Source organism: Actinopolyspora mzabensis (assembly GCF_900101095.1).
GTDB classification, from domain to species: Bacteria; Actinomycetota; Actinomycetes; order Mycobacteriales; family Pseudonocardiaceae; genus Actinopolyspora; species Actinopolyspora mzabensis.
Window position 1 is genome coordinate 238,961 of sequence record NZ_FNFM01000010.1, and the last position, 14,468, is coordinate 253,428.

14 protein-coding genes and 1 riboswitch are annotated in these 14,468 nt (G+C 67.7%); of the genes, 7 read left to right on the forward strand and 7 right to left on the reverse strand.

Going from position 1 to position 14,468, the window contains the following annotated elements:
* Window positions 1–109: 109 nt before the first annotated feature.
* Complete coding sequence (locus BLR41_RS17890; protein ID WP_092630226.1) at window positions 110–1,774, reverse strand: AMP-binding protein; 1,665 nt, start codon at window positions 1,772–1,774, stop codon at window positions 110–112.
* Between the two features lie 166 nt (window positions 1,775–1,940).
* Here BLR41_RS17890 and BLR41_RS17895 point away from each other — a divergent pair, with 166 nt between their 5' ends.
* A complete protein-coding gene (locus BLR41_RS17895) occupies window positions 1,941–2,345 on the forward strand; it encodes a hypothetical protein (protein WP_092630228.1) in 405 nt (134 codons plus the stop codon).
* A gap of 108 nt (window positions 2,346–2,453) precedes the next feature.
* Here the strand turns inward: BLR41_RS17895 and BLR41_RS17900 are convergent, their stop codons facing one another.
* Entirely contained in the window at window positions 2,454–3,194 is a 741-nt protein-coding gene (locus tag BLR41_RS17900; RefSeq protein ID WP_092630231.1) for a hypothetical protein, read from the reverse strand.
* Between the two features lie 319 nt (window positions 3,195–3,513).
* On the opposite strand from BLR41_RS17900, the gene BLR41_RS17905 reads away from it, so the two are divergent.
* The 3 genes from BLR41_RS17905 (at window position 3,514) to tenA (ending at window position 5,674) form a co-directional block, all read left to right on the forward strand.
* The gene (locus tag BLR41_RS17905) at window positions 3,514–3,756 is read left to right on the forward strand and encodes a biotin/lipoyl-containing protein (RefSeq protein WP_092630234.1); all 243 of its coding nucleotides are present in this window, start codon (window positions 3,514–3,516) and stop codon (window positions 3,754–3,756) included.
* A gap of 93 nt (window positions 3,757–3,849) precedes the next feature.
* Window positions 3,850–3,948, forward strand: a riboswitch (TPP riboswitch).
* 132 nt (window positions 3,949–4,080) lie between these two features.
* Window positions 4,081–4,902: a bifunctional hydroxymethylpyrimidine kinase/phosphomethylpyrimidine kinase gene (gene thiD, locus BLR41_RS17910; protein ID WP_092630236.1), complete on the forward strand. Its 822-nt coding sequence runs from the start codon at window positions 4,081–4,083 to the stop codon at window positions 4,900–4,902.
* Between the two features lie 46 nt (window positions 4,903–4,948).
* Window positions 4,949–5,674: a thiaminase II gene (tenA, locus tag BLR41_RS17915; protein WP_092630239.1), complete on the forward strand. Its 726-nt coding sequence runs from the start codon at window positions 4,949–4,951 to the stop codon at window positions 5,672–5,674.
* A 299-nt stretch (window positions 5,675–5,973) separates the two neighbouring features.
* Here tenA and BLR41_RS17920 read toward each other — a convergent pair whose 3' ends face one another.
* The 5 genes from BLR41_RS17920 to BLR41_RS17940 all read right to left on the reverse strand — a co-directional run bounded on the left by BLR41_RS17920 (window position 5,974) and on the right by BLR41_RS17940 (window position 10,825).
* Complete coding sequence (locus tag BLR41_RS17920) at window positions 5,974–7,113, reverse strand: polysaccharide pyruvyl transferase family protein (protein ID WP_092630242.1); 1,140 nt, start codon at window positions 7,111–7,113, stop codon at window positions 5,974–5,976.
* Window positions 7,114–7,186: 73 nt separating this feature from the next.
* On the reverse strand, window positions 7,187–7,687 hold the full coding sequence (locus BLR41_RS17925; protein WP_092630246.1) for a hypothetical protein: 501 nt from the start codon (window positions 7,685–7,687) through the stop codon (window positions 7,187–7,189).
* Between the two features lie 100 nt (window positions 7,688–7,787).
* Window positions 7,788–8,948: a coiled-coil domain-containing protein gene (locus BLR41_RS17930; protein ID WP_176798043.1), complete on the reverse strand. Its 1,161-nt coding sequence runs from the start codon at window positions 8,946–8,948 to the stop codon at window positions 7,788–7,790.
* A 169-nt stretch (window positions 8,949–9,117) separates the two neighbouring features.
* Entirely contained in the window at window positions 9,118–9,732 is a 615-nt protein-coding gene (locus BLR41_RS22945; RefSeq protein ID WP_092630249.1) for a hypothetical protein, read from the reverse strand.
* A gap of 4 nt (window positions 9,733–9,736) precedes the next feature.
* Entirely contained in the window at window positions 9,737–10,825 is a 1,089-nt protein-coding gene (locus BLR41_RS17940) for a hypothetical protein (RefSeq protein WP_218120220.1), read from the reverse strand.
* Window positions 10,826–11,781: 956 nt separating this feature from the next.
* Between BLR41_RS17940 and BLR41_RS17945 the strand changes: the two genes are divergently transcribed.
* The 3 genes from BLR41_RS17945 to BLR41_RS17955 all read left to right on the forward strand — a co-directional run bounded on the left by BLR41_RS17945 (window position 11,782) and on the right by BLR41_RS17955 (window position 14,427).
* Window positions 11,782–12,165, forward strand: coding sequence for a DUF3817 domain-containing protein (locus BLR41_RS17945; protein WP_092630255.1), 384 nt, complete (start codon window positions 11,782–11,784; stop codon window positions 12,163–12,165).
* Window positions 12,162–13,121 (forward strand): heme o synthase, encoded by a 960-nt coding sequence (locus tag BLR41_RS17950; protein WP_092630258.1) that lies wholly within the window; start codon window positions 12,162–12,164, stop codon window positions 13,119–13,121. The genes BLR41_RS17945 and BLR41_RS17950 overlap by 4 nt, the downstream gene beginning before the upstream one ends.
* 304 nt (window positions 13,122–13,425) lie before the next feature.
* Entirely contained in the window at window positions 13,426–14,427 is a 1,002-nt protein-coding gene (locus tag BLR41_RS17955) for an Acg family FMN-binding oxidoreductase (protein WP_092630261.1), read from the forward strand.
* The last annotated feature ends 41 nt before the right edge of the window (window positions 14,428–14,468 follow it).

The window sequence follows — 14,468 nt, forward strand, 5'->3', positions numbered from 1 at the left end:
GGGGGTGCGAGGTAATGTGGTGGACCGCTCGGCGTCGCTCCGCTCCGGAGCGAGGGCAGCACGAGCGGTCCCACCGATCGACTCCCCGGCAGCACGGGGAGCACGAGCCCTACCGGGAATCCTCCCGGAAGGGCAACCGGTTCGGAACCACCTTGCCGGTGGCGTTGCGGGGGAGTTCGTCCAGGAACACCACGTCACGGGGACGGGCGAACGTGGACAGCTTCTCCTTCACCCGATCCCGAACGGTGTCCTCGTCCAACTCGTGGCCTTCGTTCGGCACCACGAAGGCAGCCAACCGCTGCCCGTGCTTGGGGTCCTCGACCCCGGTCACCGCGACTTCGCGGACTTCCTCGAACGAGGCGATGACGTCCTCGGTCTCCTTGGGGTAAACGTTCTCCCCGCCCGAGACGATCATGTCGTCGGCTCGTCCGACGATGAACAGTCGGCCCTCACGATCGAGGTAGCCGAGATCACCGGTGGGCATCAACCCGTCCGTGCGCCGGACTTCCTTGCCGTTGGTGTATCCCTCGAAAAGCATGTCGTTGCCCACGTGGACGACCCCGGTCTCGCCGGTCTCCACCGGAGACCCGGATTCGTCCAGGATTCGCAGCGTCGTGCCGCGGGGTGGTTTGCCCGCCGTGCCGGGCGCGGTGCGCAGGTCCCGCGGATTCGCGATGCTCACCCAGGAAGCCTCGGTGGAGCCGTAGAAGTTGTACAGCACCGGCCCGAAGGACCGCTGGAACTCGGTGGCGAGCGTGCCGGAGAGCGCCGAACCACTGCAGGCGACGATTCGCAGTTCGCGATGATCGTAGTTGCGCCGCTGGCGTTCGGGCAGTTCCAGGATTCGTTGCAGCATCACCGGAACCGCGAACATCGCACCGCAGCGATGTCGCTGCAGCGCGGCGAGAGTCTGCTGTGGATCGAATCCCCTGCGCAGCACCAGGGTGGCTCCGAGTACGGTTCCCAGCTGGAACGCGGCCAGCCCCCAGGTGTGGAACATCGGAGCGCAGACCAGCATTCGTTCGCCGCTGCGCAGCGGAACCCTGGACATGATCGTCGTCGCCGGGCTCAGGTTCGGCGGGTCGGGGCGCCGTGCACCCTTGGGTGTGCCGGTGGTTCCGGAGGTCAGCACGATCATCCGGCCGTGCCGGGGGCGCTTGGGCAGCGGAGTCGCGGGGGAACGTCCGATCAGCTGCTCCAGCGTGGTGTCGCTCGTCGTGCTCTCCGTCCAGCTCACGAGCAGTTCCGTGCCGTCCGGCAGCCGCAGTCCTTCGGTGAACTCGGAGTCGGAGATCACCACCGCCACACGCTGCTCGGCCAGTACGGCCGACATCTGCTCGGCGCTCATGCCGGTGTTGAGCAGCACGGAATCGGCACCCAGTTTGCTCGCCGCCAGCAGTCCCTCGACGAAACCGTGATGGTTCCGGCACAGGATCGCCACTCTGGAGCCGGATTTCACCCCGTACTCGCGGAGCCCGTTCGCCAGCCGGGTGGTGCGCTGCTCCACTTCGGCGAAACTCAGCGCACCTCGCTCGTCGATCACGGCAGGACGGTCGGGGTGGCGTATCGCGCCCACCGCGTATCCCAGCGGAATCGCGATCCCCCAACGTCGGTAGGCCATCGCGATCCGCAGCAGCCTGTCCGGACGCATCGGGCGGACGACACCCTGTCTGATCAGGGTAAGGGCGTCGAGCAGTACCGGTGCCCGTCGTGCGAACCATCGGGCTACAGCGCCCTGTTCGGCTCGCTCGGCTCGGCGTTCACCGGCTGCCATTGGCAACGGGTTCCGAGACCGGCTCTCAGGGGTCCGTTCACTCGTCACGCGACACCTCACAACTCTATCTACTCGTGAGTAGATAATGCCTTGTGTGTCGCTCGCAAGGAAGGGGAGCGGCGTCAGGAATGTCCAGATCTTCGGATCGGCTGGCACACTCAGCGGGGTGAGCGGTTATGACGCGCGGCTGTGGCGAGTGCTCGACCGGGCCCTGCTGATCCTGGCTGTCGGAACGCTGGCCCTGCTGATCGGGCTCGGCGATTCACCCGGGCGAGCCGACTCGGCCCTCGGGCTGCTGATCCTGGCGGCGGCTGTGCTGCCGATCGCGGTGACCGTGAGCCGACTTCCCTCCCACGCTCGCGCGAGACTTCGTGAACTCCCGCGTCGCCGTCGGTTGTTGACGGTCACCGCGTTCCTGGCGGCATGTGCGGCGATGTGCATCGCGCTCTGGAGTCTCCACAACGCCCTCACGCCCGGGACGCTCGCACCCCTGGCGCTGGCGGTGCCGGCGCTCGCTCTCGCCGGGGTCGCCACCCTCGGCGTTCGGATCACCGGCGGACGGGGGCGTTGAGAGCCTCGGACAACTCGCCACGACCGGAAGGGGCGGATCGTGGCACGAGGCCCGGTTCCTCGGCGCGCTCCGGTCGCTCCCGGAGATGCCGGGAAGAACGGGCGATGGTCAGACCGACCGAACGACCAGACCTTCCCGCTCGCAGACGAAATCCAGCGAGCCCTCGAACTCCGCGATCGGCATCTCGTCGCGGATCAAGCGGTGCGGACCACCGTGCGTCTCCAGGCTCAACCGGTCCGCGGTGAAGTGCTGCTCGGAGTAGTCCGGCCCCTCGATGCGGACGTCGAGTTGCCCCTCGTGCAGCGTGATCGCGACCTGCCCGCCGGGAATGGACAGTGGTTCACCGCCACGGTTGAGCGTGATGCTGCTTTCCGTCGCGTTCTCCGGAAGCACTACGACCCTGCTCAGCGCGGCGTCCCTGCGGGAGTCCTGCCGGTTCATCGCGATCACGTCGCGCCGCAGGCTCTCGCCCGGCTCGCCTTCCTCCGGGCACGGCGCCAGCAGTGCCGCACGTTCCTTCGCGGCCAGCCGGTAGGGCTGCCAGGAGCCCGTTCCCACCAGGTTGATCACCGAGTCCACACTGCTGTCTGCGAGCAGTTCCTCGCTGTCCGGTGCCGGGGTGATCTCGGTGGCTCGCACCCCACGCTCGTCGAGCAGCTGCCGCAGCGCTCGGGCACGCTCCCGCGCCTTACGGTCGAAACCACGGTTGATCGCGACCGTGTTGGAACCACTCGCGGTTTCCGCTGCCGCTTCGGCGAGCCCCGCCAGCGGTTCCCAGACCGTGGCCGGGTCCTGCTCCGGGTTCTGCCTGGCGCGCGTGCTGCTGAGTACTTCGGTAGTGCTGTTCATTGCCCCAACTCTAGTCCGCCGTCGTCCGTGGCCTCACGATCCCGGAGCGGCTGTGCGGCAGCCGCGGCCCTCGGTGTGACATAACTCGCCGGCGGCCGTTCCACGATGTGGTGCCCGGCCGGTTCTCCGGTGGTGGTCCGGATCCGAGCAGCGCGGCGGTCGCTCCCACCACCGCCCGCGTTCCGCGACACATATCCGCACGGTGTTGCGTCCGGGACTGTGTGTTTTGGAGGCTGCACCTCTCGAAGGTACCCGCGGTCCGGTCGGGCGGCGACCGGTCGGCGAACACACCTCATGTTGGCCGAGTCGGAGGCAGTGGATGACGGAGTTGCTGTACTGCGCCGAACAGCCGGACGCTCGTATGCCGGAAACCGCCGGTGGCGTGCTCGTCCGGTGGTTGGCGGCGGACGGCAGTCGGGTGAGGGCCGGGCAGCCGTTGGCGGAAGTACGTGCCGAGGGCAGGAAGGATCGGGTGCACTCCCTTGCCACCGGAACGCTGCACCAGCAGGTGCGGCAGGGCGAAGCGTTGTGGCCCGGCTTTCCGGTCGGCCTGATCGAGTAGCGGCTTCGGTCGGCCGCGGCGTTGTGCCGCTCGGCGTTGACCGCCGCTGCTATCTTGAGGTTCGCCGGAGTGGTGCGGAACGCACCTTCTCCGGCCAGTGACGCGGGGTGCCCGGCCGTTCGGTCGGGCTGAGAGAGACCCGTCGAACCTGAACTAGTTCGTACTAGCGGAGGGACGTCGCGGTGTTGCCGGCTCGTACGTGTGCCGTCACGCCCGGTTGCCGGGTGGTTCCAGCTGTTCCCGGGGCGGTGTGCGGCCGCTCCGGACGAACCACGTACGCCGTCGTCATGCCCCCGTGCTCGTCCAGCCGTGAGAGGGGCAGCAGTGATTCCGAACGTGCTCACGATCGCCGGTACCGATCCCAGCGGGGGAGCGGGCATTCAGGCCGATCTGAAGGCTTTCTCCGCCAACGGCACCTACGGCATGGCGGTTACCACGGCGTTGGTGGCCCAGACCACTACGGGAGTCTCCTCCGTAAGGGAGATCCCCGCGGACTTCGTGGCCGATCAGCTACGGACCCTGTTCGACGACGTGCGGGTGGATGCGATCAAGATCGGGATGCTCTCGGACGCGGAGATCATCCGAACCGTGGCGGGGGTATTGTCCGAGTACTCGGCACGCGAGATCGTGCTGGATCCGGTGATGGTCGCCAAGAGCGGCGACCGGTTGCTCGCCGCCGACGCTGTCCGTGCGTTGCGGGACGAGTTGGTGCCCCGGGTGGACCTGATCACGCCCAACCTGCCCGAAGCCGCGGACCTGCTCGGTGTGTCGGAGCCGACCGATACCGAGGGAATGGCGGCCCAGGCCGAACGGCTGGCCGAGCTGGGGGTGGAGCGGGTGCTGCTGAAGGGCGGTCACCTGGGGGGTGAATCCAGCGTGGACGTGCTGCGCACCACGAGCGGTGTCGAACTGTTGGCGCACGAGCGCGTGGTGACCAAGAACGACCACGGCACGGGATGCACCCTGTCGGCCGCCACCGCGGCACTGCGTGCCCGGGGGCGGGACTGGCCCACCGCCGTGCGCGAGGCCAAGGACTACCTCACCGGTGCGCTGCGCGCCGCCGACCTGCTCGACGTCGGCCAGGGACACGGCCCGGTGCACCACTTCTACCGCTGGTGGCCCGGCGAGACCACGCCACACGGCTGAACAACTCCCTCCGCGCCACGTCGAGCCGCCGAAGCTGAGGAAAGACATGAGCTACCGCCTTCCCGATCCCGTCCCCGGCGGTTTCTGCGCCGAAGCCTGGTCCTACACCGCCGAACTGCAACGTGCGATCGTGCACCACCCGTTCAACACGGCACTGGCCGACGGCAGCCTGCCCCGTGACCGGTTCGCGTTCTACATCGTGCAGGACTCGCGCTACCTGTTCGGCTTCGCGCAGGCACTGGCCGCCGCCGCTAGCAGGGCCGACGAGCCCGCCGACGCGGCCTTCCTGGCGGGCAGCGCGCACGGAGCGCTGGCCGAGGAGCGCAAACTCCACGCGGGGTACATGGCACAGCTCGGTCTCACCGAGGACGAGATGGCGGGTATCCAGACCTCGCCGACCTGCCTGGCCTACACCTCCTACCTGCGTGCCACCGCGCTGAGCGAGCCCTATCCGGTGTTGGTCGCCGCGCTGTTGCCCTGTTTCTGGGTGTACCAGCACGTGGGCAGCACGATTCTGGAGAGCACCGGAACGACGGCCGGGCACCCCTACGGCCGGTGGATCGCCACCTATGCCGACGAAGAGTTCGCCAACGCGGTACTCGGTGCCAGGGAACTCACCGACAGGCTCGCCGCGGGAACCGACGAGAACACGCGACGCCGTATGCTCACCGCCTTCGTGCGGTGCAGCGAGTACGAATGGCTGTTCTGGAACAGCGCGTGGGAGACCGAGAGCTGGCCCACCGCGGGCTGGCTGCCCGAACCGCACGAGTGACGCGCTCGCCGGAGTTCATGCCCGGTCGACTCGTCGCTCGGTGTGTTACTTCGACGCGGGGAGCGTCGATTTCTCGCGAAATCGCCGGGCGATGTACGGCACAGTGCCGAACTCCCACCACGTTCGCAGGCCGGACTCCCACCACTCTCGCAGCAGGCACCGCCGCGGTTTCTCCGGTGCGGCTCCCGCTGGGAGGGCCCGACGTTGTGTAGTGACTACCCGATGTCGAGCCTCCCCGGCGCGAGAGCCGTGCCAGAGGTTCCGCCAAGTGAGTAGCTACGGACCGAGCCGGCAGGGCTCTACCGGAAGTAGATTTTGGCGGCGAGCTCGGCCTTGGCGGTTCGAAGTGAGTCCAGCGTGCCGAGGTCGAACCCACCAGCGGGTTCCTTGGCCACCGAGAGGCTCAGATCCGTGTTCAGCGACCAACCGGAGCCGCTCGCGATCAGTGAACCGTGTTTGCTGGTGTAGTAGTCGGCGTCGATCGCCAGTGCGGTTCCGGCCGCTCCGGTAGCCGCGGCGACCAGGTGGAGGTGGAAACGGGTGGACAACCACCACTGCTCGGCGTTGGCGGGCAGTCCCGAATCCATGATCTCGGAGAACGGGTAGAAGCGGGCGCCGGGTAACTCGTGTTTCAGCAGGGTGTAGATCTCGCGGTCCACCAGCGGCATCCCCTCCACGAATCCGATGCGTTCGGAGGGGATTTTCCAGTGCCGCAGGGTTTCGAGCACGAAACCGGCCAGCGCGGCCCGGCTCATGCTCAGCAGGTCGGACTGCACGCAGACCATGACCTCGGGGCAGTCGTCCTGCCGGTACATGTGGGGCGTGATCCCGAAGAACAGGTCGTCGCCGGTGGCGGTGACTTCCGGCACGTTGGCCAGCGCGTCCAGTGAGGGGGTGTCCCGCACGTCCACCACGTCGAACCGCCTCGACAGCGCACCCAACAACGGCCTCGCCTCGCCGGGTAGCGGCGTCAGGCCCTGCCCGGTCATCGCCAGGCGCGCACCGGAGCGTTCCCCGATCGCCACGGCCGCCGCGAGCAACCCGATGTGGTGCGGCCAGATTCCGTTGATGTAGCCACCACCGATGACGTGCACCACGTCCGCCCGAATGGCCGCGATCACGCCCGCGACCCAGCGGGGTGCTCTCCCGGGGTCGTGGATCGCCTGGCGCACGAACGAGGCCACCTCCCACGGTTCCCGCGAGTCGGCGTGCCAGCAGAGTCGCCAAAGGGTGTCGGTGAACCGCACGTTCGGATGCAGCTTTCCCAGCAGCACCTCGCTCGGCCCGGGATTGGGGCAGTCCAGCCAGACCTCCGAGTCGGGTGCCTGGTGCGCCAGATGGCGTAGCCAGCAGGCGGCGATGTGCTCGTCGCCGTAGTTGGGGTGGCCGGTGGTGCCGACCAGGTACACGGTTTCCCGTTCCGGTGAAGGGGCGGTCAAACGTACTCCTCGGCCGGTCGGCGTTGGAGTAAGGATAGCGAACGGCTTCGGAGTCGTTCCGCGGCGCCCTTGGTCAGTGGAGTTCGAGTTCGTTGCTGATCGTCAGCAGTCGAGCTTTCGCCTGCCCGAACCGTACCCGGTGTTTGGCGGCGCACAGTTCGATCCGTTCGTTCCTACGGGCGGTGGACGAACGTGCGGTGCCGAGATCGGCCTCGTCGGGGTCCCCGGGGTTCGCCGCGTCCTCGCGCTCCGGGAGGGTCGACTCCGGATCGGTCTCCTCGGCCACGTTCCGAGGCTGATTCTCCGGTGTGGTCTTCGCGGTGACCGACGACGGGGACGTCGGTGCGCTCCCTGTCGTCGGGCTCGCTGTCGTGGTGCTCGCTGTCGTGGTGCTCGACTGAAGTGCGTCGCTCACCACTCGAGCCTGTCGCCGGGACCTGGACGCGGCTCGGTTGCCGCGACGGTGTTCGCGCCGCAACAGCGGCACGAACACCGAGGTGGCCACACCGAAACCGGCCAGGAAGGTGAGTACGAGCAGATCGATCGCCGGGAAGGTGAGCTGTGCCAGCGCCATCGTCGCGTGTGCTCCTCTCTGCTGTTTCGGGGCGGCCCGCACCCGAGCGCGGTCAACGGGGTGGGGCAGTCCTTCGGATCGCTTCCCCGGTCGCGCGGGTTCAGTTCCGACCGGCGGGATCCTGCTCTTCCAGCGATCCGGAAGCCGTGCCGGTGACAGTGGTGATTCCCTCCTCCGGGGGCACGACCGCATCCGGCTGTTCTCGCGGGCGCTCCTGCTCACCCCCGCGGGGCGCAGGAGCGCCCGCCATCACCGAGGTTTTCGGCGCGGAGCCGTCGGTACCCGAGGTCGGTTCCGGCGTCCCGTCCTCCGTTTCGGGGAGGATCGGAGTCACCTGTACCGGGATCGAAGTGGGGGAGGTGACGAAACGGGTCACGTTTGGTTCCTCGTCGGTTTCGGCCGCTTCCCGCTCCTCCCGACCGGAAGCGCTCTCGTGCCGCGCCGTGCCCTGCTGGCCGGTCTCTTCCGGTGTCGGTGCTTCGTCCTTCTCCGGCGCTCTGCGCAGCGAGACCGCGGAGGCGCCGATTGTGTTGCTGGCCGTGTCGAGCGTGTTCAGCACGTGATCGCGCAGTGACTCCAGCTCCGTGCGGTGCCGGGTGATTTCCTCCAGGGTCTCCCGCCTGTGCCGTTCCGCCTCGGCTTCCTGCTTACCGCATTCGCGGCGGGTTCGCTCCACGAGCTCGGCCGCGTCCCGCCGCGCCGCGTTCATCAGCGACTTGTAGGCGTCCCGGACGGAGCGCCGCATCCGCTGTTCCCGTTCCCGCAGCTCGTTGAGCTGTCGTGCCCGGTCGCGGTGCAACCTTTCGTGGCGTCGTTCTATCTCGGCGAGCAGTCGTTCGCACTGTCCGTGCAGCTCCCCCGAGGTCTCCTCTGCCTGCTCGATCAGCCGATTCGCCTCGCTCTCCGCGGAACCACGGATCACCTCTGCCTCGTGCCCGGCCTGTTCGCGGATGGTCCGCAGCTCCTCCTCGGCCAGCGCCAGCATCTCCTGCACCCGCTGGGAGGCGGCGGGCAGACCCGTTTCCGAGGACTCCACGTGGTGCAGGCGTTGCTGGGTCTCGGTCAGCTCCTGGCGGGTCCGGTCGTAGAGCTCGCGCAGATCCGAGTTCAGTCGAGCCGACTCATTGCGATCTATGGTCACCAGTTCGAGCTGGTTCTCCAGTACCTCGAGATGCTCCAGTACCTGCTCACGTTGAAACCCGCGGAACTGGACGTCGAACCCGGGCCGGAGCGGAACCACGGCGTCGGCGGCGTCTTCCATGTCGAATCCTCCTGTCCGCGACTGCCCTACGAGGTCGGCTCGATGATGGTCGAGAGTGGGGTTGCCGTATCGGATCGAGACGTGGGCTCGCTGCTCCCACCACGAGGGTGCTGCTCAGCGGTGCGCCGCGTCCGGTGGGATTTCCGGGCGCCCTCGGGGGCCTCCGGCGCTATCGCTGTTGCTGGCCGTTGCCCGAATGTCCGTTCTCCTCCATCCGCAGTTCGCCGGTCAGGCGCATGCGCAGTTCCTCCAACCGCTGTTTGCTGTCGTCCATCGGTTGGATGTACTCCCGGCGGAACCGCTCCGCGCTTTCCTCGCTGCCGAAGTGCGAATCGACACCGAGGTTTCCGGTGCTCGTGGGGTCTTCGGTTCGGGCGGGCTGTTCCGCCACCTCGGTTCCGGCCGTCACGTCGGGTTCGGTGGGCGCGTCCACGCCGGAAGGAGTGGCCGGCCGGTTCCGGAACTGCTCGTCCCGTGCCGGTTCAGCCCGGTCTCCCGGTTCCGCCGTGCCCGCCTCGGAGGGCCCGGCGCGCTCCGCCTCGCCCTCCTGCGGAGCTCCCGTCCCCACCCGCCTCGGTTGCCCGTTGCGTCCCGAACCGCTCAGCAGGGCCGTGGATGTGGTCAGCCTGGCCAGTTGCCTGCGCAATCGTTGTTGCCGTCGCCGTGCTCGGACGAGCAGGATCGCGGCCGGAAGTGCCGTGAGCAGGACTCCGGAAAGTACCGCGAGCCCCAGCCGGAGCAGGTGCCATCCGGCCGGAGCCCACGGGATCAGCTCAGCAGTCATCGAATCAGTGTCCGTAGTCGACCGAGTGGGGGTGGTTCTCACCGTCCGTGCCCAGGGGATTGGCCCTGTTCAGCACGGGAACCTCGTCGTGTACCGGGTCGTCCTCGGTGACGGGGTTCACGGGGATCGGCCGGTTGCCGGTCTCCGCGGTCTGCTGGTCCGGCTGGAACGGGATGCGTTCCTCCACCGACTCCTGCGGCATCTCGGATTCGGCGGGGGAGAGCGCTTCGCGTGTCTCGCCGGTTGCTACGCCCCCGCGAGTCGCGTAGGAGAGGTCCGGTTCCCGCTGGGGCTGTTCGACGATCAACAACGGTCGGGGTTGTTCGCTGAGCACGTCGCGTTGCTGCCCGACGAAGGTGGCCACCGCATCCATGTTCTGCACCAACCTGCTGCGCAGCTCCTCCAGTTGTTCGGCGCGGGAACGCAGCTCACTCATGAGCTCGCTGTGCCTGCGCCGAGCGTCCTCCTCCAGGTCGCCGCAGCGCTGCCGAGTGTTCTGTAGCAGCTCGTCGGCGTCCCTGCGTGCGGCTGTCAGGGCCTCTTCGTAGGTACTGCGGTAGGACTGCTTGAGCTGCTCGGCCCTCGCCTCGACCTGGGCGGAACGCGAGGCGTGTTCCTCGTCGAGCCGCTTCCTGCGTTCCTCGAGGTCGTCGACGAGTTCCGAACACTCCTGACGCAGTTCGGCCGCGCGGTTCTCCGCCTCGTTCCGGATGCGTTCGGCATCGGTCTCCGCGACCCCGCGGATCGTCTCGGCCTCACGGTTGGCGTGCTCACGAATGGCGGTGGCTTCTTCCTCCGCCATGTTCAGCATGTGCTGCATCCGCGCGGTGATGTAGGGCTGCCCGGTATCGGCGTTCTGCACCCGTTTCAACTCACCGGCGGTTTCCTCCATCTGCCTGCGCGTCTCGTCGGTGATGCGCCGTTGGTCCTCGTTGAGCCGGATCGCCTCGTCCCTGTCGGTGACCAGGATCCGGATCTGGTCCTCCAGCAGTTCGATGTGTTCCAGAACCTGTTTTCGGTTGAATCCGCGGAACTCGTTGTCGAACCCCGGCCTAAGGGGAACGATGGCCTCGTCTTCCATGGTCCACCGCACTTCCGCTCGACACTGTGCTGCTGGTGATCCTAAGCGGAGTGACGGACTTTCCGGCGCATGCTTGATGCGCACGTCCGCGTTCTCACTCGAACGAGCGAGGAGACTCATTGAATGAAATAAATTCATTTTTTGGTGGGTGCGATACGCGGACATTACGAGTGGAATCGGGTTGGGCAAGAAATGGATCGGAAGATTTTTCGCGAAAGGTGTGGAATTACTAAGCAGGGGAGTCGTACTGCTTTCGCGGCAGCCGGGTGGACCGCTCGCCTACCTCCCGAACGATTCTCCGGTCGACCCCCCTACGGCGATGGGCACCCCTCCTTGCTGGGCTCCCCGTCCCCGAGCTGTCCGGGAGGGAGCCGCCCGCCACGAGCTCCCCGAACGGGAACAGGCGTTCGTCGACAACCGGCTGTCCGACGCGGTCTTCGACGCCACCGAGACCGTGCCCGCCGCACGCGAGGAACTCCGAGCCGCTCCGGGGCGAGGCGCCGATGATCAGTGCCGACATCGCCGACCGGAAGGCCGGGTCGCTTGCCTACGAGCTCGTCGCCGAGGCGTACCGACTCCGCGAGGACCGTTAGCTGGAGACTGCCATCCTGGTTGGCCGCTCGTCGGTGACTGCACGGCACGTCGGGTGGTCGCTCACGGGGTGGCTGCGCTGCGGAGTCGTCCGGAACACTCGCGGTGACCCGCCCTGGTGGGGATCCCCGTCTCTCGCGTGAAACCGGACTGTTCGGAGTCCCGTCGTTCCCGCTCGACGTGGCCGAGACCACTGTCGGTGTCAGGTAGTCGCAAGTAGCTATGAGCCGTGGCGTACGGTCTTCAACGACGGGCAGCCACGGTGGCCCGCCTCATCCGCGTGCCACGGACGGCAGTCGATCCATCGGCCCACGAACGGGACGGACATCGCCGCCGGGGTCGTGGTGGAGGCACGAGGCGGGATTGAGGGAGTTGTCGTGAAGCCGAGTGTTCTGCTGACCGGTTACCGGGTCATGGCGTATGTGACGGCCGTGCTGCTGATCGCGCTGTGCGTGGCAATGGTGGGCAAGTACGGCTGGCCGAGCGGCACCGACGTGCAGCACGTCGGCGAGACCGCCACCACCGTCATCGGAATCGCCCACGGTTGGCTGTACATGGTCTATCTGGTGTTGGCACTGTTGATCACTCGGCTGTTGCGGGTCCCCATCGGCCCCATGATCCTGGTCCTGTTGGCCGGAACGATTCCCTTCGGTGCCTTCTTCGCCGAGCACAAGGTGGTTCAGTGGTTCCGCGTGTGGAGCACAGCAAAGTACGGTCCCGCGGCCGGGACAACCCAGCAGACCGGGTCGGCGCAGCCATGACGACCGCGACACGATCCACCGGGGACGACGAGAGGTCCGCCGGGAACGACGACAGGCCCGCCGGCCGCGCCGGAGCGCGCGGAGTGCTCAGCGCCTATTTGGCACTGACCAAGCCGCGCGTCATAGAGCTGCTGCTGATCACCACGATTCCGGCCATGTTCCTGGCCGAACGCGGTATCCCCTCGTTGCTGCTCGTGCTGGTCACCCTGGTTGGTGGAGCCATGGCCGCGGGCAGTGCGAACACGCTCAACTGCGTCGCCGACTCGGACATCGACGCGGTCATGGACCGCACCAAGTCCCGCCCGTTGGTCAGCTACCGCGTGCCACGCACTCACGCCCTGGTGTTCGGGGTCGTGCTGAGCGTGGCATCGTTCGCCGTGTTGTGGGCCGGGGCGAACCTGTTGGCGGCGGCACTCGCGCTGTCCGCCACGTTGTTCTACGTCTTCATCTACACGCTGGTGCTCAAACGGCGCACCTCGCAGAACATCGTCTGGGGCGGCGCCGCTGGTTGCATGCCGGTCCTGGTCGGTTGGGCGGCCGTCTCCGGAACCGTGGAGTGGCCCGCGGTGGTGATGTTCGCCGTGGTTTTCCTCTGGACACCCCCGCATTTCTGGTCGCTGGCGATGAAGTACCGCGCGGACTACGAACGGGCGGGCGTGCCGATGCTTCCCGTGGTGGCCACCCCGCGGCAGGTCTCGGCGCGCATCCTGGTCTATACCTGGGCCACCGTGGCGAGCACGCTGCTGCTGATCCCGGTCACCAGCTGGATCTACGTCGGCTGCGCCGTGGTGATCGGTGCTGCGTTCCTGGTGATGGCGCAGCGGCTGCACCAGGGGGTGCGCCGTGGTCGCGGTGTCAACCCGATGCGGCTGTTCCACCTGTCGAACAGCTATCTCAGCGTGCTGTTCCTGGCCCTGGCCGTCGACGCCGCGATCGGGCTGCCCGTGCTCGGCTGATTACTCCTCCGCGGGGATCCTCCTCCGCCGCGGTGCGAGGGAGTGCGGTCGTGTCGGTTCTCGCCGGTGCTGAGCGCGATGCCCCGGGTGCCCACGCGTTTCCGCGGGCATATATCCGTCGAATTCCGCCCGTGCCCGGTAACCGCGCTGCGTCTTCCCCGTCACGGCGGGATAGTAAGTCCCGGGATTTCGATATCCGGCCCTTCCGCGCTCGCTGATCCCGCCAGGCACTTCGACCGCTACCGGTGCCGATCGATCGCGCTACCGCGCCGAGCGCGCACACTCGTGTCGCAGGGGGTCGACCATGAGTTGGCTCAGACCGCACCGGCGGCGAGCCGGTACTTCCACAACCGAACAGGGCTGGTCACCCGAAGAGGTCCGCGGCCTGGAGGATGCGGTCGCCCGGGCCCCCTCAGTGCACAACACCCAGCCCTGGGAGCTGACGGCGAGTGACCGCACGGCTTTGCTGCGCGAGCGCCCCGACGTAGCGCTTGAACAGCACGACCCGGAAGGCAGGGACCGGCGGCTCTCCTGCGGCGCCGCGGTGACCAACCTGTTCCTCGCGGTGCGCGAGCTCGGCTGGGCCGCCCTGGTACGCCGAGGACCGGAGGAGAGCGAATCCGACGATCCCCTGCTGGTCGCCACCGTCAGGGCCACGCATCGGCAACAGCCCTCGGTCGCCGAGGGGCAGCGCTTCCGCGCGATCACTAGGCGCACCAGCTATCGCAGGCCGTTCCACGAACAGCAGCTCCCCCACGTGGCGCGGGAGGCGTTACTGGCTGCGGGGAACTCCTCCGACGTCCACGCCCGCTGGATAACCGGGATCGAGGAGGCGAGGACCCTTGCCGAGATCCTGGGCTACGCGGCCCGAGTGCACCGCAAGGACCGCCACTACCAGCGGGAACTGGCCATGTGGCTGACGTCCGGACAGGGCGGGGTGGACCCGGGAGGCGGCATCGCCTCCGAGGATCTCGGCACCGAGGGAGTGGCCGCCGTAGGCCTCGTCGGTTCGAGCAGCAGGCTTCCCGACGAACGGCAGCTCGCCGAGTGGATGGCGAACGAGTCGATCATGGTGCTGACCACCGCCACCGACGAACCCGCCGCGCACTTCCGTACCGGTGAAGCCATGCAGTTCGCCTGGCTCACCGCCACCAGCCTGGGGCTGGTGGCCTCGGTCATCACGCAACCGCTCAACCTCACCGAGGTGCGTGCGGGACTCCGGGACCGGCTCGGACTGCCGGGACCCCCGCACGCGTTGCTCAGGTTCGGTTACCCCGTTCCGGTGCCGAGTCAGCACCGTTTCTGAGAGTGCCGACGTCTCCTGTCTCAGCTCTGGGCTCTCGTCTC